This is a genomic window from Intestinimonas butyriciproducens (assembly GCF_004154955.1).
Lineage (GTDB): Bacteria > Bacillota > Clostridia > Oscillospirales > Oscillospiraceae > Intestinimonas > Intestinimonas butyriciproducens.
Map to the genome: position 1 here is coordinate 1,665,297 of NZ_CP011524.1, position 18,862 is coordinate 1,684,158.

The following is an 18,862-nucleotide window of genomic DNA, read 5'->3' on the forward strand; positions in this document are numbered from 1 at the left end:
AATGGTGTATTGCTCTCATCCAGGTCTGTGTTGATTGGCTTGGGTCGATTCAGCTTCTTGGTGTGTCTGTTATGTGGATCATCCTCGCTTGTCTTTTTATTGGTCTGATCGTTCGTTCTGTGATTTATCGTGTGTAGGGTGGTAGGTATGTCGCTTCTCCTGGTTGTCCTGGTCTCGCTCCTGCTGGTGGTTCCGGCTTCTGCTGCCGAGGCTGATCCGGTTTATGATCTCTCTGAGCCGGTTGTTTTCTCTGCCCCTGCTCTGGCCTCTGCTGGTGATGGCTTTCCGTTTTATGGTTCTGCCTGGGTGAAGGGTACGGCCTCTGGCCTGGGCAAGGTCTCTCTTTATTTTCCGATTAACCGTAAAGATGGTTATCTTGGCCTGGATTCTTCTGGCAGGCTCTTTAATGTTTCTGATGCTTCTTTTGCTGGTGTTTTGTATGATTCTTCGGGGGATTCTTACTATGTATCCTTTGGTTCCTTTGCTATTCCTCGTTATCGGCTTTATAGCGGCTCTAGTTATCAGTATTATGATCTTTATCTGGTTCCCTCAGAGTCAAATTTGGTTCTGCCTGATTCTCCTAGCCCTACTTACTCTGTTTCTGATCTGTTGCCGTTCATTAGTCTTTTGCTTCTTGGAGGTGTCCTTGTCGTATGCTTTATGAAGAAGTAGTCGCCCTCCTTGGTGAGGTCCCTCAGGGGTTTGAACCTCTTGTTTATGTGTTTTGCTGTCTCCTGCTCCTGTGGTTCCTCCAGTTTGTTTCCTCTGTCCTCTGGACTGTGCTCAGTTGGATAGGGGGGAAGTAGTGTGCTGGATGATCTCACTTTGATGGTTGGTTCCATTTTTGATTTGCTCACTTCTATTTTTAACCTCTATACCGGTACGATGGTTCTTACGGGCGTTCTGGCCTTGTGGCTTCTGCGTAAGGTCGTGAAGATATTTCGCCAACTTTATTAGAAGGGAGGATAGGAATATGACTGCTTTGCTTACGTCTCTGGGGGAAGTTGCTACATCGGTTATTACTTATGTTGCTACTGTCTGTACGACAATCACGGGTCAGCCTCTGCTGCTTTTGACTGTCGGCTTCCTCTTCATCGGTGGCGTGATCGGTATTTTTGGGCGGCTGCTCTCCCGCAGCTAGGATATGATTTTTGAAAGGTGGTCTTTTGACAGAAACTCCCTCCGCTATGTCTGCGCTCCTGACTCAACTTGGCACTGTTGCAACTGCGGTCCTGGATACGGTTGCTGATGTGGCTGGTGTCATTGTTGCTCAACCCCTGCTCCTGCTTACGGTAGGATTCCTTTTTATCGGCGGCGTGATCGGTATCTTTGGCCGTCTCCTGTCTCGGAGTTGAGTATAGAGGGGCCCCGGCCATAAACTTTAGTTTGGCCGGGGCCCCTCTGTCTGTATTTGAGGTGTTTTTATGCATGGACCGGATTTGGTTGAAGCTCTGCTTAATTTATTGTTTTTCCCTTTTTCTCTTTCTGATAATAGTCTTTTTCTTGTAGTTTTCGGCGTTTTCCTGTTCTGCTTTTCCTTTGTCTTGATTAAAAGATTGATGAGGTCTTTTTGATGACTGTTTTTGCTGTTTTTGCGTTTGTTATTTTCCCTATCTTAGTTTTTGTTTACTTCCGGTGTACTCAAAAGTATGTGAATCCCTATAAGCTGATTTTCATCTTTGGTAAGAAGGGGAGTGGTAAGTCTACTCTTCTTACAAAATATGCTTTGGATTACCTGAAACGTGGTTGGAATGTCTATTCTACAGAAAATTGTCCTGGTACATATCATATCCGTCCGGAGGATGTTGGTGTTGTCCAGTTTCCTCCCAGGTCAGTTATTATCGTGGATGAAGTTGGTATGATCTGGGATAACCGTGATTTCAAGAATTTTTCGTCTCAGGTAAGGGACTATTTTAAGCTCCAGCGTCATTATCAGCATGTGGTGATTCTCGCCAGTCAGACTTTTGATGTTGATAAGAAGATAAGGGACTTGGCCGATGAAATGTATCTGGTTACTAAGAAACTGCGCGTATTTTCTTATGCAAAGAAGATTCTCCGTCAGACGGTTTTGGTGGAAGCTACGGGCCAGAGTCCGAGTAAAATCGATGAGAATCTTGTGTTTGATTCTTTGCTTTTGTTTTGGGCTGGTGCTCGGAAGTTTACTTTCATCCCTAGGTATACTAAGTATTTCGATTCCTTCAAGGTTCCTGAGTTGAAGCATCGGGATTTTGAAAAGGTTCCGGAATTGAAAATCCCGGTGAAACGTGCTAGACTGTTCCCAAGGCTTAAATTCAGGAAACGGAGGTAGGCGTAGGGGGTCACCTCCAAGTAAACAAAATAAAGTTTTTGTTTACTTGGAGGGAGGAATTCTTTGATCTGTATGCCGAAATACCTATGGATTATCGTGCCGAGGCTCCACCAATTCTTCGCGATTTTTTGATGTATCATGAGACCATTCAAGGTCATTCGCGAAAAACGGTTGATGAGTATTACCTGGATCTGAGGAATTTCTTTCGCTACATAAAAATTGAACGCGGTTTTGTTCCGCGCAGTGCGGAGCTTGATGAAATTTCTGTTGAGGATGTGGATCTGTCTCTCGTCGCATCGGTAACGCTCACAGACGTATATTCTTATATGGCTTATCTCAGCCGGGACCGGGCCCAGCATCCCAACAGTTCTGCGACCAGCTATGGTTTGGGTGCGGCGGCCCGCGCACGAAAGGTTGCAGCGATCCGCTCGTTCTATAAGTACCTTTCCAATAAGGCAAAACTGATTCCGGAAAACCCTATGCAGGACTTGGATTCCCCACGATTAAAGAAAACCCTGCCGCGATATCTGGATTTGGAGGGCAGCGTGGCGCTTTTGCAGGCTGTAGATGGTGCTTTTAGGGAGCGTGACTACTGTATTTTGACGATTTTTCTCAATTGCGGTCTGCGGATTTCAGAGCTGATTGGACTTAATCTAACAGATGTTCGAGAGGATACCCTCAGAGTACTAGGGAAAGGAAATAAAGAGCGCATCGTCTATTTAAACGATGCCTGTAAAACAGCCATCGACGATTATTTGGCCGTCCGCGGTCCGGAAGGCCAAATAATCGACAAAAATGCTCTTTTTCTCAGCAAACGTCGCACCCGAATTACAAAATCCGCTGTCGAAAAGCTGGTCAAGAAGCATCTCTCCGCAGCAGGATTGGACAGTGCGCAGTATTCGCCCCATAAGCTGCGCCATACGGCGGCCACATTGATGCTCCAGAACGGAGTTGATGTACGAACGCTTCAAGAAGTCTTGGGCCACGATCATTTGAATACCACGCAGATTTATACCCACGTAGAGAACGACAATCTGCGTGTGGCGGCGAAGGCCAATCCTTTGGGGAAATTAAAAAAGAAGAGGAGCCCCCCGGCTCCTCCAAAGAGAGATTAGGACATAGGAGCTCCGTTCTCCGGAGGCGGTTCCATCGGCCCTGGAGAATATGCGCCCAGGATGTGTAGAAAACGGATCTCCTGAAAGAAATAGGTGCTCAGAGGTCTCCAGTCGGCATCGTAGGAGTGGGCGGCAATCAGTGTGTTTTCTAATGTGGGGGGATCTCCCATGGCCACGATGATCGGCGTATGTCCAAAAATCTCTTTATGAAATCGGAGCTGTACGAAATCTCCAGGCTCTAAATTCTCGAGCGTTGTCTCCAGTCCAAAAGGGCCGGGACCGTTCCAGTCCCGTGTGATAAAATTATAAAAATATGGAACCCCAGTCCACGCGGGCGCCTTCCGATTGGCATCGATATAATACCAGCCCAGGTCGGGGGTAAAATTCATAACGCCTGTGCCCGCATACAGACATTGCGAGGCGAAGTTGGTACAGTCCCCTCCTAGCTCTTCATAATCATAATAGGCCGGGTTGCGGCCAAAGGCCCATTTATGGGCATAACGCAGGGCTGCCTTTCGATCGTATGGGATAACAGGCTTGGGCGGGGGCATAATGGGTCCCTCCTTCCACACGAGTGTTTTCGCTACATTCTATGTCTCGGCCCACGCAATGTTCTCAAGTTCCCTCCCATCTTTGAATAGTACGGGCGCTCAGAAAGAGAGGAACAAAATATGCTTTTATATGATTCCGTCCTGTTTGATTTGGACGGGACGCTTCTGGACACCCTGCAAGACCTGGCCGAGAGTACAAACTACGCTTTGGTGAGTAGCGGCTTTCCAGCACGCAGCTTGGAAGAGATCCGAGCGTTTGTTGGAAATGGCGTAGCACGGCTGATCCATCTAGCTGTGCCGGACGGGACATCGGAGTTTTGCGAAGAGCGGTGTCTGGCACTGTTCAGACACTATTATCTCGACCATATGAGCTGTAAAACAGAACCTTATCCTGGAATTCGGGAACTGTTGACCGCACTTCAACAGTCAGGCTGCCGAATCGGTGTGGTCTCCAACAAATTTGACGGTGCAGTAAAGGGGCTCTGCAGGCAATATTTTGGAGATATCTTCTCTGTTGCCGTTGGAGAGCAGGCCGGCATCCGGAAAAAGCCGGCTCCAGATCTTGTGGAGTGCTGCCTCCAGTGCCTTGATGCCGATCCGGGCCGCGCAGTTTATGTGGGAGACTCGGACGTAGACATTCAGACCGCCAAAAATGCAGGACTCCCCTGTATTTCTGTCTCCTGGGGGTTTCGCAGTAGAGACTTTTTAATAGAGCATGGGGCGTCCGTGGTCATCCCTTCCCCTTTGGAACTACAGAAGCTTTTGGTATACTAAAATAACATCCACCCCTGACGTGCATAGTGCACGTCAGGGGTGGATGTTTATACCGCCACTGTTTTGTTTACTTGAATAGGGACTTTGAGAGCGCTTTAGAGACCGCTGCGACAACAATGCAGGATACGATTGCTTCCGGAATACCGGCAGTGGTCGCAACCGTCATCACCATGGCACCTACGCCGCTTACGTCAATACCATAATAAGTGGCAACGACATTGCTGGCCAGCAGCCATAGCGCGCCCAGATAGAAAATCGTATTGAGCATGGAACCTACAAAGCCTGTAATAGCGTAGCCGACCATACCGCTTTTGTCAAACGACATTTTTTTCAGACCGACCGCCAGCAGCCCGGCCAGCCACCCCATCAGAATACGGGGAATCATGGCGATGACAATATAGAGGAAGGGACTGTAGGTCATGATGGTGGTGGCGAAGAGATCTGCGCCGGGCATGGTGATGACCTTTAAAAGCGCAGACAGTCCAAAAAAGCCACCCAGAATCGCACCGGCAGTCGGCCCCATGAGGACCGCACCGATGATGACGGGCATTTGAATGGTGGTGGCGGCTATGGGCCCGATCACCAAATAGCCCAGAGGTGTAAAGGCCAGCAAAAAAATGATGGCCACCAGGACAGCCATACGTACCAGCCGCCTGGTATCATAATGGGTACGGGAGTGGGATACTGCTTTTTCCATGGTTTGAACCCTCCTGCTACCGCTCCCCTGTGGCGGGGATGCAGCGCAATTTATTTACCCACGGCATGCAGCCGTTGAGCACAAGAGAAACATGATATTAAATTTTGCGTCCGCCCTTCCCTTCGGTGTTCTTCCGATAAATCAGATAGAGCCCGTTCATGAGCAGGTCGGCATCATATAGAATGTCTCTTTTGCAATATTTTAAAACGTCGGGCGCATTTCCGCCTGTTGCGACTACAGCGGCGGAGGATATCCCGGCCTCCTCTTCCAATCTGCCGATCATTCCATCCACCATGCTGGCGTTTCCGTAGAGTACGCCGGCTCGCATGGCATCCACTGTATTGTGTCCGAAAATCGAGGGCGGAGGCGTAATGGAAATGTGGGGCAACGCGGCTGCGCGCTCCGAGAGCGCCTCCAGCGCCACTCGGACCCCTGGCATAATAACACAGCCTTCATAGACATTGCCCCGCAGAAACGACATAGTAATCGCCGTTCCCATATCGATTACAATGACGGGAGAAGGATATTTGTCAATCGCAGCCACAGAACAGGCCACAATGTCGCCGCCCATCTGAGTGTGGATATCCGACTTAATGTTAAGTCCTGTTTTCAGTCCGGGGCTCATCATCATGGGTGGCTTTCCGGTGAGCAGCTCCACACTGGCGCTGGCGGCATGAGTCACAGAGGGCACCACACTGGAGATGACGGCCCCGCCGATCGCGGTGAGGTCGGCATGATACAGGTCAAAAATACCCTTGAGCACGATAGCAAACTGGTCGCGCGTCGTATTCCGTCTCGTCGCAGTATCGGAGCGGAAAGCAGGCTTCCCATCTGGTCCGAACAGGGCGATTGTCGTTGTGGAATTCCCAATGTCGATTGCCAAAACCAATTCTGCCACGCTCCTTCTCCGTTGTCAACTAGGATTTTATCAGAGACAGCACAAATATGCAAGGGATTTCCCGCTGTTTAAAAATACCGGCACATCCGCAAGTGATCCAGCAGACGCTTTGAGAGGCGGGCCATAACGGCCCGCCTCTCAGCTCGATTCATTCAGATGTGCTCTCGAATGAGACGTCCCATCTCGCGGGTCCCAATGGCGGCAGCACCCGGTTCGGCGATATCGGGAGTGCGCCAGCCCTCCGCCAGAACAGCATCCACAGCGTGTTCAATGGCGGCGGCCTCCTCCGCACACTGGAAGGAGTACCGGAACATCATCGCCACAGACAAAATGGTGGCGATGGGGTTGGCTTTATCCTGACCGGCGATATCCGGTGCAGAGCCGTGAATCGGCTCATAAAGGCCCGGAGCGGCATCTCCAATGGAAGCCGAAGGCAGCAGCCCGATAGAACCTGTGACCATAGACGCCTCGTCAGAAAGGATATCCCCGAACATATTCTCTGTTACCACCACATCAAACTGTCCGGGATCACGGACCAACTGCATGGCACAGTTATCCACCAGCACATCCTCATATGCGACGTCGGGATACTCCCCGGCCAACCGGTGCATGACGGAGCGCCACAGGCGGGAGGTCTCCAGTACGTTGGCCTTGTCTACCGAAGAGACCTTGCCGCGGCGGAGGCGGGCCAGCTCAAAAGCGCGGCGCCCAATGCGCTCGATCTCTTTCTCGGAATAGGCCATAAGATCGGTACATTCCACGCCCCGGTCCTCTGTCTGATACCGGTCCCGCTTACCAAAATAGACGCCGCCGGTGAGCTCACGGACCATCATAAGGTCGATCCCCTTCTCTGCGGTCTCCTTTTTCAGGGGACAGGCACCGGCCATAGCGGAGCGCAGTGTGGCGGGACGCAGGTTTGCATAGAGTCCCAGGTCCTTCCGAATGGCCAGCAGCGCTGTTTCGGGCCGCTGTTCAGCCGGTTTGTCGGAGCCCCACTTGGGCCCGCCTACCGCGCCCAGGAGGACGGCATCACAAGCCCGGCAGACCTCTGCAGTCCCATCTGGGTAGCTCTTCCCCACCGCATCGGTGGCACAGCCGCCCAGCAGCACGTCCACAAAATCGAACGTATGCCCGAACCGCTTCCCGACGGCCTCCAGCACTCCCACGGCCTCGCCGACCACCTCAGGCCCGATGCCGTCGCCCTTGATCAATGCGATTTTGTAGTTCATTTTGCCACCCCCCGGGCTTTCAGAGACTTGAGCAGTCCCCCGCCCTCGATGATCTCCTCGATAAACGCGGGGAAAGGCGCGGCCTGGAAGGTCTTCCCCAGGGTCTCATCCGTGATGACGCCGGTCCCGAAGTCCACAGCTACCGTGTCGCCGGCCTGAATGGCCGCTGCGGCCTCCGGACACTCCAGAATGGGAAAGCCAATGTTGATGGCGTTGCGGTAGAAAATGCGGGCAAAGGAGGCCGCGATCACACATTTTACGCCACAGGCCTTCAGGGCCAGAGGGGCATGCTCCCGGGAAGAACCGCAGCCAAAGTTGGCCCCGGCCACCACGATATCGCCCGGCTCCACCGTTCCGGCGAACTGCGCATCGATATCCTCCATACAATGCGAGGCCAGGGATTTTTCATCCGGCGCATTCAGATAACGGGCGGGGATGATAACGTCGGTATCCACATTGTCCCCATAGCGATAGACTTTCATGCCTGTGTACCTCCCATCACGGTTTCAGGATCTGCGATGATGCCGGCCACGGCGGAGGCGGCGGCTACCGCGGGGCTGGCCAAGATGATTTCAGAGCTCACCGGACCCATGCGGCCCACAAAATTCCGGTTTGTGGTGGAGACTGCCCGTTCACCGTCCGCCAGCACACCCATATGGCCGCCCAGGCAGGGTCCGCAGGTAGGGGTGGATACGGCACAGCCGGACTCGATAAAGGTCTGGATGAGGCCCTGGGCCATGGCGTCCATATAGATCTGCTGGGTAGCCGGGATGACGATGCAGCGTACGCCCTTTGCCACCTGCCGGCCCTTCAGGATATCGGCGGCCTCCTGAAGATCTTTGAGCCGACCATTGGTACAGGAACCTATGACCACCTGCTGAATGGACATACCAGCCGCCTCGTCCACCGTCTTGGTATTGGAGGGTAGATGCGGAAGAGACACGGTGGGACGGAGCGCGGAGAGATCAATGATCACCTCGCGCTCATACACGGCGTCGGCATCGGGCTCTACGGCTTCCCAAGGGCGGTCCACCCTGCCCTTCAAATAGGCCCTGGTCCTGGCGTCCACCGGGAAGATGCCGTTCTTAGCCCCTGCCTCGATGGCCATGTTGGCGATAGTAAAGCGGTCGTCCATGGTGAGCTCCGCCACCCCGTCTCCCGCAAATTCCAAGGACTGATAGAGCGCGCCGTCCACGCCGATCTCACCGATAAGATGGAGCACGACGTCTTTTCCGCTGACATACTTTCCCGGCTTTCCCGTAAGGGTCACTTTGATGGCGGAGGGAACCTTGAACCAGGCAAGACCGGTGGCCATGCCGGCGGCCATATCGGTGGAGCCCACACCGGTGGAGAATGCGCCCAGGGCGCCATAGGTACAGGTGTGGGAGTCGGCTCCGGTGATGACCTCACCGGGGGCGGCCAGCCCCTTCTCGGGGATTAGGGCATGTTCCACTCCCATCTGCCCCACGTCATAGAAGTGTGTGATCCCAAAACGCTGGGCAAAGCTTCGGGCCTGGGCGCAGAGCTGCGCCGCCTTGATATCCTTACAGGGAGTGTAGTGGTCCAGGACGATGGCGATCTTGTCCCGGTCGAACACCTGTGTAAGCCCCGCCTTGTCAAATTCCGTGATAGCCACCGGTGTGGTGATGTCGTTGCCCAGCACCAGATCCAGCCTGCCCTCGACCAACTGCCCTGCCGTCACAGAAGCGAGTCCCGCATGCTTTGCCAGAATCTTCTGGGTCATGGTCATGCCCATCTTTGGGTCCCTCCTTGTTTTTGATTGTCTTTATTATGAAGCCTGTGGTAGAAAAAGAATGTAAAGTGTGATACAATTAAAAAAAAGAGGTGAAAAAGATGGCGTATCATTGGGCCCCACTGGCTGAGGGCCAGACGCCGCGGATCTATGCGCCAGGGCAGCTCATCTACCTTCAGGGCACGGAAGCGGATGTGTTCTATTATCTGCTCTCCGGTAAGGCACGCAGCTATATCAGCTCCGCATCCGGCGGGGAGCGGGTACTTGCCACCCACCGCTCCGGAGACCTGATGGGCGAGGCATCTTTTTTTGACGCTTGTCCCCGGGTGTCCTCCGCTGTGGCGGTCACGGAATGCCGTGTGGTCTCGGTGGACCGCGACCGCCTGGACCGCATCTTCCGTGCTCACCCGAGTCTGGCTCTCCCGATGCTCCAGTACCTGGCCCGCACGGTGCGGATGCTCTCCAGCCACGTGGATAATATGTCCTTCCTCCAAGCGGACCGCCGGGTGGCCCGCTGTCTCCTCACATTCCAGGAAGAGACGGACGGCACCCTGCACTGCACCCATGAGGAGCTGGGCGCCGCCGTGGGCGTAAGCCGGGTGACGGTGAGCCGGGTTTTGAGCGAGTTTGCCCGTCGCGGCTTTCTGGAGACCGGTTACCGCTCTATGAGAATCCTAGACCGCGGGGCGCTCATCGACTTTGCAAGCCAAAGGGAGGATTAGGAGGTCACCCGCTCTTCCCTCTCAAGTGACACAGCCAAAAGACAAGGGCAACCGCCATACCGCCCAGAATATTTCCCAGCGTGACGGGAAGCAGGTTCCGAAGCAGGAAATTCTCCCAGGTAAGCGCGGTCAGGTCCAGCCCCGCCCTGGCAGCCAGCTCGGCATATCGCGGGATGCTCCGCGCAAAAAGGCCCGCCGGGATATAAAACATATTTGCAATGCTGTGCTCAAAACCACAGATTACAAAAAAGGCGACCGGCAGATAGGCGCCTAGCACCCGACCGGTGAGGTCCTGCCCTGTCAGAGAGAGGAGAACCCCGAGGGTGACCAGTACATTGCAAAACAGGCCGAGGAGAACGGCGTTTCCAAAGGTCAGAGCACACTTTCCGGCGGCCGCCTTTATGGTAAAGACCGCCAGTCCACCAGCGGAGTAGTCCATTTGACCGGAAAAGGCACAACCGGCGGCCACGGCCAGCGCACCGGCAAAATTTCCGAGGTACACCAGCCCCCAGTTGCGGAGCATTCTCGCTGCGCTGGTCCTCTGATTCAGTACAGAGAGAAAAAGGAGCGTGTTTCCGGTAAAAAGCTCGGCGCCGGTGAGGATCACCATAGCAAGACCAAAGGGGAAGAGCAATCCTGAGACCAGCCGGCACAGCCCCACATTGGCGATACTGTGTCCGGCGGTATTGGTGACGGCCCCGCCCATAGCGATGAGAAACCCCGCCAGTATGCCCAGCATCAGGAGCCTCCAAGCGGGGGCCTGTGTCTTGGCGACTCCGGCGGCAGCATAGTTTTCAACGGTTTCAATAGGTGTAAACAGATTCACGACGCACCTCCAGAAGGAATTCTCAATAAGCATACCTGAATCGACAGGAGATTGCAATCCCGGCTTTTCCTCTTTGACTGAGGACAGTAATAAAATTGAGATATGGGAAATAGAAGGATGAAGGGCGGGAATTTGAAAAATTCCCGCCCTTTTATGTTTGTATCATACCACAAATCCGACTAAAATTCAAGTCTTGTCCCAAGTCCGGCACAGGTGTATATCTATAGTTACTCTTTTCAAACGGGGTGGTTTTATGGCGCTGATGTGGTACGAAATGTCATCCTTTCTCCTTCAGGAACAGGCTGCGGAAGAAATCCTGCACTCAAACAGGCATTCTCTTCCGTTTGGCCTGCAACTCACCAAACAGCAGGCTCTGGAATTGGCGGAGACCCGCTCCAGAGCACTTCATGCCTGCGGCAGGGTGGAGTTCGGTGCGGGCATGATAGGAAAGCTCGCAGAGGCATTTTGCTCCTCTCCCTATCTCAGCAGAGAGACCTATGCGGAAACTTTGAACGAGTTGGTGGAGCTTTTTTATCTCTATAAGAGCGAGACCGGGGAGCGTGTCACAGACGACGGTCTGATCCGCTATATGCGCGCTGCATTTGACGGTCCCTGCGGCGGTTCACTGGAACTTCTGGGCGGCCGCGCGCTTTACCGCTTGGCCCACAGGCTGCGTTCAGGCGCATGCGAGGAGGACCAGGATGTCTGATCTGAAGCCGCAGCGTGTCCTGCGGCGGGAATGTCTGGATGAGAGGCGATATTTTGACACGCTGCTCTCCGTTTCGCTGGATCACGGACTCCTCACGCAAAATGATCTTCTCAGGATGCAGGGAGAGTTTCTCGCGCTTCTGTCTCAGACTTGTGGGACCTATACCGGAGGATCCGGCAGTTCAGTACCCGTCGAGACAGCGGAAGAATTGAGCCGTTCCCTCCTCTTTACGCTTGGCATATGGCTGAAAGAGTTTCCCGATCCAGAGGATGCGCTGCATGCACTTTTGGAGACCAGCCTCGCGGAAGGTTACCGCAGAGGCAGCCTGAAGCTTATCATTCAGCTTCGGTCCACCCAGCAATTTTATCGCCAAGTGATGAAGCACAGGATTCCGACAGAAAACGAGCTCTACAATTCCACATTGCGGGACGGAATCCCCGCTTTTTTCGAACGATACCGTCCTGCATTCACCTCACACCGCATTTCCATCACGGCGGACTATCCTCCCCTTCTCTACCCGCAGGGATATCAGGGACTCGACTTTATCCGTCTCTATCTGGGCCGCATCCACAGTGAGGACCTCCTGTGCCAAGCATTTGAACCGAGAGCGGTCTCCCGTGTTCTCTCCCTGCACGCCATTGATTATGGAGAGACGGTGAAAAGCATGGTCTGCAATCTGTGCGAACCGGTCCTTGCCTGTGCGCTGGCCTGCGGATTGGGCGGTGGGGAGTTGTACAGTCTTACCTTTTCCAAGGAAGAGGCGCAGCGGGCATGGGAGCGGTTGAGCGGTGCGACGGAAGACCGCAGACTGTTGCTGGAGGGATTGGAAAAGATCCTGTCCTACGCCTCCCTCCAGACGTCACTGGGGGATTCGTCGAAGGCGATGCTCCGAGAGGCCGTTTCTATAAGCGTTGCCTCAATCAAACAAATGATTCATCTCTTGGCCGAACGATAGAGGAGGGCATAAAGATCCGGCCCAGGGGCGCGCCTCTGGGCCGGATGAATTTAAAATCCGATAACTTTATAAGATGATGCAAATCAAACCGCCGGACCCCTCGTTGATGATGCGCTGCAGAGTTTCCTGAAGCTTGCTTCTGGCATCCTCCGGCATCCGTTTGAGCTTGGTGTTCAGGTCCTCACTGACCAGCTCATGGAAGGACTTTCCGAAAATGTTGGACTGCCAGATGGCCTTTGTATCCCCTTCAAATTCCTGAAGGAGATAATTGATCATCTCTTCGGATTGTTTCTCATTCCCGACGATGGGAGAGACCTCGGTTTCGATATCGGCCCGAATCATATGGATGCTCGGGGCGCTGGCCTTCAGGCGTACGCCATAGCGTCCGCCCTGACGGACGATCTCGGGCTCCTCCAGATGGAGCTCATCGGTGGTGGGGACCACGATACCATAGCCGGTCTCTCTCACCTCTTGGAGGGCGGCGGCTACCTTGTCATACTCGCTTTTGACACCAGCCAACTCGGTCAGAAGTTCCATCAGGTCCCCGTCATCCTGGATGGTAAAGCCGGACTGGTTGGACAATGTCTCATAGAAAAGGCCCCTGGGCAGGTCCAGATCTGCCGCCGCCAAGCCGGTACCGAGCTGGATACCGCTAATCCGTGCGCTGCTGACGCCCTCGCAGGCGCCAATGGCGCTCACCGCCTGCTCCACATCCCGGATACGACGCATCCCAGCGGAGTTTTCACGGATCGCGGCGTACAGACCGCTCTTGATGGGGTGATCGTACGGAAGGGCATCCACCCAGGGAGGAAGGGACAGGTCCAGTTCCTTGAGGGGGAACTCATAGAGGACCGCTTTGATGATATCCGCCACATCGCCCTGGTCCAGCTCCAGGCAGTTGACCGCCATACATGTCACGTCGTACCGAGCGGCGATATCGTTTCGGATGGCCCGTGCCCGCTCCGACTTGGGGCTGGACGAGTTGAGCAGCACCAAGAAGGGCTTGCCCAGCTCCTGCAATTCAGAAATGACCCGGTCTTCCGCTTCCAGATAGTCCTCTCGGGGAATATCCGTGATGGTTCCGTCGGTGGTGATGACAATGCCGATGGTGGAGTGCTCCGCAATGACCTTTCGGGTGCCGATCTCCGCCGCCTCCGTCATAGGAATCTCATGGTCGAACCAAGGCGTGGTGACCATCCGGGGCATATCGTCCTCGAATTGTCCCGCCGCACCCGGGACCATGTAGCCCACGCAGTCGATGAGACGGACCGATAGATTGGCGCCTCCGTCCATGGCGATTTCCACCGCTTCCTCCGGGACAAATTTCGGCTCAGCAGTCATGATGGTGCGCCCTGAGCCACTCTGGGGAAGTTCATCCCGTGCCCGCTCCTTGCGGTAAACGTTGTCGATATGGGGAATCACCAGGGTCTCCATAAACCGCTTGATGAATGTGGATTTGCCCGTCCGCACCGGGCCCACCACCCCGATGTAGATATCACCCTCCGTGCGCAGGGCGATATCCTCGTAAATGTTCCGATCTTCCACTGGAAATTCCTCCTTTTTACCGCTTCTTGGGGATGAGCAGCAACTGACCCATGGGCAATACGTCCTCACCCAAGGCGTTGGCCTGAACGATATCGTCCATCGTCGTGCCGTAGGCCTTGGCGATATCCCAGAGCCGTTCCCCCTCGCCCACCATCCGCAGGACAATGGAGGGCTGACCGGCGGTATTGCGCAGTGCGCTCTCATCCAGACGGATATCGGATACTCCGGTCGTGTTATGCGGCATCAATGCCAGATAGCGGAAATCCAAAGGATAACGGACCTCTATGCCTCCGCCCGCTGGGGTGGCAAATCGTTCTCCGGGACACGTACAGCGGCAGGTGCAGGAAGCCCCCTCCGCCAATTCCACCGAACAGGAACAGGGCAGCGTCCGTGCGACCGTACAGAGGCTTCCGTCTTCGCCGCGATAAACCACGTTGACAGTGGTCTCCGCTGACAGATTGACCTGGCTCCTCTCCCGGCTCTGGCTCACAGCGCCCACGGTCACATAGACATCGCAGACCTCCCGGGCCGGTGTGACCGTCTCCAGAATCTCTCTTACCATGACCCTGCGCTCTGTGTGCTCCATAAGGCGATAGAAGGTATAGGGGCGGCGCTCGGCGTTCAGCTCGTAGACCGTGCTGTAGACATCGGATAGCAGTGCGATCTGCCGCTCCTCGCGTACCACTGCCTGGGCCAGCATGGCAAGAGAGACCGCGACCGTATGCCCCTCTCCTCCATCCAGGCTGCAGTCACAGCCCGTGAGGAGCACCTGGAGGGTACAGTCAGCGTCCTCCTCTACACCAGAGACCTCCATGATCTGGGAAAAGGGCAGTTCAAAGCTGGCCGGACAGATCGCGCCGGAGGGCTCACGGTACAAGAGCTGCAGCTCCGCCTCCCCTTTGAAGATCAGCTTGTTTCCAATGATCTTGGACTCGCTGCAGCGGAGGTCCACCCTGCTCTTCAAGAGTTCTTCCATCGTGGGTTTGGAGCCTGAGAGGTTCAGATCGTCAGAAAATGTAAAGGGTTTTTCCTCCACAGCTATGACCAGGCAAGCGGATTGGGTCTCGCCAAGCTGCTGGATTCCGGCGGCACTTTCGCACTCCACCCCATCGCAGAAGCTGGCGGTTCTGGGGGCGAATACTTGGACCTCCACGGCCAGACTCACTCTGGTGAGGACTTTTCTGGGGTTTAGACTGCGGGCATCCGCCGCCTGGACCCGGGGGACGGCCATCAGCCGACAGCTGCTCCCCAGACCGGCGTGTTCTGCGGAGCAGGTAAAAGGGATACTGATGGTCATCCGCCGGAGCCCTTCGGCGCCATCGGGGACATAGAGGACGGCGCACCGGGCGGTTCCGGCCACCTCGATCCGCCCCTCCTGGGCTTCTTTGCTCTTGAGACATACCACCGCTTCGGTATCCACGATGCGCAGGATATCCGGGCAGGCGTCGGGGACAATGCTCTCCAGGGTCTCCTCCTGATACAGGGTGGTGTCCAGAACGGTATCGTAACAGTTGAGATGGGTGGTCTTACATTCCAGCTCCATAGCGTTCCTCTCCTTGTACTGATTCTACAGGGAGCATATGTACAAGGTCTCGCCGCTATGACATCTTTTCATTTTTTCAGCGCAGTCCAAACAGCGCTTTCAAAATGCCGCACAGGCACTTCGGGGAACGTACTACAACGATCTTCAACAAAAACGCCTCCTTCCGACGTGGTCTGGTATCGCTATACCAGTATACGCGGAAGAAGGCGCTGCGTGTGCAAAAGTATATGGCAGTATGTTTATGGTTTCGTAACTCGCTCCCAGTCCTTGATCTCCCTTGCCTGCTCATAGAGGCGGACATAACTCTCATGGCGGCTGGGTGGGATCTTCCCTTCGGAAAGGGCCTGCAATATTGCACAGTCTTTTTCCTTTACATGTGCACAGCCGGCATATCTGCACATTCCAAGATAGGGCCGAAATTCCCGGAAAGCATGGGCCAGCGATTCTTTTCTCAGGGACTCCATGCGTTCCGTGTCAAAGGAGGAAAAGCCGGGAGTGTCGGCTACAATCGCCCCATTCCTTAGGCGATAGAGCTCGACATGCCGCGTAGTATGCCTCCCACGCCCCAGCTTCTCGCTGACTTCTCCCACTTGGAGGTGAAAATCTGAGTCCAGCGCGTTCAGAATGCTGGACTTCCCAACGCCCGAATTTCCTGTAAAGGCAGAAACCTTTCCTGCGATTGCAGCAGAAAGCTCCTGGATGCCCTCTCCTGTCTCAGCACTGACCCGCAGAGTGTGGAACCCAGCCGCGGTATAGATCTGATAGAGCATGTCGGCCGCATCCAAATCACACTTATTGATACAGATGAGACTTTCACAGCCCTCTTTGTTGTCTGCGATCGCCGCCACACGGTCAATTAGAAAGGGATCGGTGATGGGTATGGCACCGGAGACCACAATCACCAGCTGGTCGATGTTGGCAACTGCTGGACGTTGGAACTGGTTTTTCCTGGGAAATATCTCATCCAGAGCACCCTCGCTCCCGGAGAGCCGGGTGAATCTCACCCGGTCTCCCACCAGGGGCGTGATCTTCTGGTGACGGAATTTTCCCCTCGCGCGGCAGGTCACCAAGTCCCCTGTGCCGTCGTAGACATAGTAGAAGCCGCTGAGCGCTTTTAAAATGATTCCCTCATCCATATGATTCGTCAGGTGTCAAAGTTGACGGTCACAGTACCGATAAAATCGCCGTCAATGTAGACTTTTATCTCCTGTGTTCCGGTTCCCCACACAGTAAAGTGAACATTTCCAACCCGGCGTTCGGCGCTCTTAGACTGGTCGATATCCTTCCCGGAAATGCGGACCTGGACGATATCCCCTGGCTCACCGTCACTGGGCAGAGAAACCTCCACATCTTTTGACTTGAGATTCCCGTTGACAGAGGGATCTTCCGGCTGGGAACTGCTGCCAGGATTTGTGCTCTCGCTGGGGCTGGGCGTCTCTCCGGAGGATGTGCCGGAGCCGTTGCTGACCTGAAGGGTCACAGTAGTCCCCTCGTCCACCTCTGTGCCGGACGCGATGCTCTGGTACAGGACCAGACCCTCGGGCTTGTCGCTGTCCATCGTGACCACCTTTACCGACAGGTGCAGGTCCTCCTCCAGTGTCTTTTTGGCGTCGTCCACCATTTGGCCCACAACGGGTAGCATCGTCACCGGCTTGACCGCAGGACCGGAGCTGATCACCACAAGGATATCGTCGCCCGGCACCACGACCGTTCCCTCAGCGGGCGTGGTACGGATCACATAGTTCTCTGTAATGGTCTCAGAGGCCTCATACTGCGTTTCTGTGGGGCGCAGTCCATATTTTTGCAGTTCTACCAGGGCCTCGCGATACTCCTTACCCACTACGGGCGGCATGGTGATGGTCTCGGTACCGGCACTGATGTTGACCGTAATGGTAAGGCCGTCCTCTCCTACCTGGCGGTGGGCCGCTGGTTCCTGGGAGACAATCTGTCCAGCCGGCACCGTATCGCTGGTCACTTTTTCTCCCTCTACAATGGTAAATCGCCCGACCACATCCGGGTCCTCCCGGGCCTCTTCCAGCGTCATCCCTGTCACTTTGGGGACGGTATAGGTAGTCGTGCTGGCAAAAATATTGCTGAAGAAGATGACCCACAGCAGAACGCCGATCCCGACCACAAACACTAGGATAGACGCCACTGCCAGCGGGACGGACATGCCACCGCCTTGGTCCTTGTGTTTTCTGGCAGAGCTGCGGTATTCCTCCGGGTCGTCGTCATTCTCCGCCTTGCGCTGTTCTCCGCGCGCCGCCTTACGAGGGGATTCCTGGGACGCTGGGGCGTAAGCTTTTCGCCGGTGCGTATCAATGATCTGAGTCGGCTCGTCAGTAACGCCTGGTGTAGGAAAGAGGTCGGAAGGCGTATACTCAAAATTGATGCTGGGATTTTTGCGGAATTCCTCCAAATCAGAGAGCATGGCGTCGGCGCTGGCATAGCGATTTTCCACATTGGGTGCCATAGCCTTCATCGTGATGCTCTCGAGGGCCTCGGGGATATCGGGATTCAGCTCTCTGGGAGGCAACGGAATTGAGTTGATATGCTGAATGGCCACGGAGACAGGGGTATCCCCCTCAAAAGGGAGCCGTCCGGTAAGCATCTCATAGAGAACGACGCCGGCGGAATAGATATCGCTGCGCGCGTCGATCCGGCTGCCCCTCGCCTGCTCCGGCGAGATATAGTGGACGGAGCCCAGTGCCTCCTGCGTCAGCGTATTCTGAGCAGCGGAAGCCAGCCGGGCGATCCCGAAGTCAGCCACCTTGACGCTGCCGTCCCGGAGGACCATGATGTTCTGGGGCTTGATATCCCGGTGTATGATGCCTCTGCTGTGGGCATGGGACAGGGCCTTCATGATCTGGGTAATGAAATGGAGTGCCTCCCGCCAATTGAGGGGCGCACCCTTCTTCTGCATATACTGCTTGAGAGTAATGCCGTCGATAAGTTCCATCACGATATATTCCACGTCGGAGGAACGGCTCACGTCATAAACGGCCATGATATTGGGATGGGACAGCATCGCCACAGCTTGGGACTCATCGTGGAACCGGCGGCGGAACTCAGCGTCCTTTGCCAGATCGTCCCGGAGGATCTTGATGGCCACCAAGCGGTTGAGCCGGTGACAGCGGGCTTTGTAGACCACCGCCATGCCGCCGGTGCCGATGACCTCCAGTATCTCATACCGGTTATCCAGCATTTTCCCTATGTACTGATCCATGAAGCGGTATC

The 18,862-nt window shown here is 54.9% G+C and carries 20 protein-coding genes; 9 read left to right on the forward strand and 11 right to left on the reverse strand.

From position 1 onward, the window contains the following. Positions 1 to 147 precede the first annotated feature (147 nt). The 5 genes from SRB521_RS08380 to SRB521_RS08390 all read left to right on the forward strand — a co-directional run bounded on the left by SRB521_RS08380 (position 148) and on the right by SRB521_RS08390 (position 3,423). Positions 148 to 672 (forward strand): hypothetical protein, encoded by a 525-nt coding sequence (locus SRB521_RS08380; protein WP_129868837.1) that lies wholly within the window; start codon positions 148 to 150, stop codon positions 670 to 672. A gap of 135 nt (positions 673 to 807) precedes the next feature. After that, positions 808 to 957, forward strand: coding sequence for a hypothetical protein (locus SRB521_RS16130; protein ID WP_165366608.1), 150 nt, complete (start codon positions 808 to 810; stop codon positions 955 to 957). 16 nt (positions 958 to 973) lie between these two features. Then, positions 974 to 1,141 (forward strand): hypothetical protein, encoded by a 168-nt coding sequence (locus tag SRB521_RS16325; protein ID WP_165816283.1) that lies wholly within the window; start codon positions 974 to 976, stop codon positions 1,139 to 1,141. Between the two features lie 432 nt (positions 1,142 to 1,573). Further along, complete coding sequence (locus tag SRB521_RS08385; protein ID WP_116721678.1) at positions 1,574 to 2,308, forward strand: ATP-binding protein; 735 nt, start codon at positions 1,574 to 1,576, stop codon at positions 2,306 to 2,308. Positions 2,309 to 2,394: 86 nt separating this feature from the next. Beyond that, the gene (locus tag SRB521_RS08390) at positions 2,395 to 3,423 is read left to right on the forward strand and encodes a tyrosine-type recombinase/integrase (RefSeq protein WP_075703862.1); all 1,029 of its coding nucleotides are present in this window, start codon (positions 2,395 to 2,397) and stop codon (positions 3,421 to 3,423) included. Here SRB521_RS08390 and SRB521_RS08395 read toward each other — a convergent pair. Continuing rightward, a complete protein-coding gene (locus SRB521_RS08395; RefSeq protein ID WP_075703861.1) occupies positions 3,420 to 3,974 on the reverse strand; it encodes an amidase domain-containing protein in 555 nt (184 codons plus the stop codon). The two genes, SRB521_RS08390 and SRB521_RS08395, sit on opposite strands and share 4 nt — an antisense overlap. A gap of 120 nt (positions 3,975 to 4,094) precedes the next feature. Between SRB521_RS08395 and SRB521_RS08400 the strand changes: the two genes are divergently transcribed. Next, positions 4,095 to 4,748, forward strand: coding sequence for an HAD family hydrolase (locus tag SRB521_RS08400; protein ID WP_116721679.1), 654 nt, complete (start codon positions 4,095 to 4,097; stop codon positions 4,746 to 4,748). A 67-nt stretch (positions 4,749 to 4,815) separates the two neighbouring features. On the opposite strand, the gene SRB521_RS08405 is transcribed toward SRB521_RS08400, so the two are convergent. The 5 genes from SRB521_RS08405 to leuC form a co-directional block, all read right to left on the reverse strand. Next, positions 4,816 to 5,445, reverse strand: coding sequence for an ECF transporter S component (locus SRB521_RS08405; protein WP_033116705.1), 630 nt, complete (start codon positions 5,443 to 5,445; stop codon positions 4,816 to 4,818). A 97-nt stretch (positions 5,446 to 5,542) separates the two neighbouring features. Further along, positions 5,543 to 6,343, reverse strand: a complete 801-nt coding sequence (locus SRB521_RS08410; protein WP_242848452.1) for a type III pantothenate kinase — start codon at positions 6,341 to 6,343, stop codon at positions 5,543 to 5,545. Between the two features lie 152 nt (positions 6,344 to 6,495). Continuing rightward, a complete protein-coding gene (gene leuB / locus SRB521_RS08415; RefSeq protein WP_058117708.1) occupies positions 6,496 to 7,572 on the reverse strand; it encodes a 3-isopropylmalate dehydrogenase in 1,077 nt (358 codons plus the stop codon). After that, complete coding sequence (locus SRB521_RS08420) at positions 7,569 to 8,054, reverse strand: 3-isopropylmalate dehydratase small subunit (RefSeq protein WP_075703858.1); 486 nt, start codon at positions 8,052 to 8,054, stop codon at positions 7,569 to 7,571. Before SRB521_RS08420 ends, leuB begins: the two co-directional genes overlap by 4 nt. After that, the gene (gene leuC / locus SRB521_RS08425) at positions 8,051 to 9,328 is read right to left on the reverse strand and encodes a 3-isopropylmalate dehydratase large subunit (protein ID WP_075703857.1); all 1,278 of its coding nucleotides are present in this window, start codon (positions 9,326 to 9,328) and stop codon (positions 8,051 to 8,053) included. The genes SRB521_RS08420 and leuC overlap by 4 nt, the downstream gene beginning before the upstream one ends. Before the next feature lie 98 nt (positions 9,329 to 9,426). Between leuC and SRB521_RS08430 the strand changes: the two genes are divergently transcribed. Next, positions 9,427 to 10,047: a Crp/Fnr family transcriptional regulator gene (locus SRB521_RS08430; protein ID WP_075703856.1), complete on the forward strand. Its 621-nt coding sequence runs from the start codon at positions 9,427 to 9,429 to the stop codon at positions 10,045 to 10,047. Positions 10,048 to 10,051: 4 nt separating this feature from the next. On the opposite strand, the gene SRB521_RS08435 is transcribed toward SRB521_RS08430, so the two are convergent. Then, positions 10,052 to 10,873 (reverse strand): formate/nitrite transporter family protein, encoded by an 822-nt coding sequence (locus SRB521_RS08435; RefSeq protein WP_075703855.1) that lies wholly within the window; start codon positions 10,871 to 10,873, stop codon positions 10,052 to 10,054. Between the two features lie 253 nt (positions 10,874 to 11,126). Between SRB521_RS08435 and SRB521_RS08440 the strand changes: the two genes are divergently transcribed. Together SRB521_RS08440 and SRB521_RS08445 are read left to right on the forward strand one after the other, a co-directional pair. After that, positions 11,127 to 11,582, forward strand: a complete 456-nt coding sequence (locus tag SRB521_RS08440) for a DUF6323 family protein (protein WP_033116712.1) — start codon at positions 11,127 to 11,129, stop codon at positions 11,580 to 11,582. Next, positions 11,575 to 12,537 carry a DUF6179 domain-containing protein gene (locus SRB521_RS08445; protein ID WP_116721680.1) on the forward strand — a complete coding sequence of 321 codons (963 nt, stop codon included), beginning with the start codon at positions 11,575 to 11,577 and terminating at the stop codon, positions 12,535 to 12,537. Before SRB521_RS08440 ends, SRB521_RS08445 begins: the two co-directional genes overlap by 8 nt. A 66-nt stretch (positions 12,538 to 12,603) precedes the next feature. Here the strand turns inward: SRB521_RS08445 and spoIVA are convergent, their stop codons facing one another. The 4 genes from spoIVA to pknB form a co-directional block, all read right to left on the reverse strand. Then, positions 12,604 to 14,082 (reverse strand): stage IV sporulation protein A, encoded by a 1,479-nt coding sequence (spoIVA, locus tag SRB521_RS08450; RefSeq protein ID WP_033116714.1) that lies wholly within the window; start codon positions 14,080 to 14,082, stop codon positions 12,604 to 12,606. 16 nt (positions 14,083 to 14,098) lie between these two features. Then, the gene (locus SRB521_RS08455; RefSeq protein ID WP_075703853.1) at positions 14,099 to 15,625 is read right to left on the reverse strand and encodes a DUF3794 and LysM peptidoglycan-binding domain-containing protein; all 1,527 of its coding nucleotides are present in this window, start codon (positions 15,623 to 15,625) and stop codon (positions 14,099 to 14,101) included. A 239-nt stretch (positions 15,626 to 15,864) separates the two neighbouring features. Beyond that, positions 15,865 to 16,761, reverse strand: a complete 897-nt coding sequence (rsgA, locus tag SRB521_RS08460) for a ribosome small subunit-dependent GTPase A (protein WP_116721681.1) — start codon at positions 16,759 to 16,761, stop codon at positions 15,865 to 15,867. A gap of 8 nt (positions 16,762 to 16,769) precedes the next feature. Next, on the reverse strand, positions 16,770 to 18,851 hold the full coding sequence (gene pknB / locus SRB521_RS08465; RefSeq protein ID WP_075703851.1) for a Stk1 family PASTA domain-containing Ser/Thr kinase: 2,082 nt from the start codon (positions 18,849 to 18,851) through the stop codon (positions 16,770 to 16,772). Between the last annotated feature and the right edge of the window lie 11 nt (positions 18,852 to 18,862).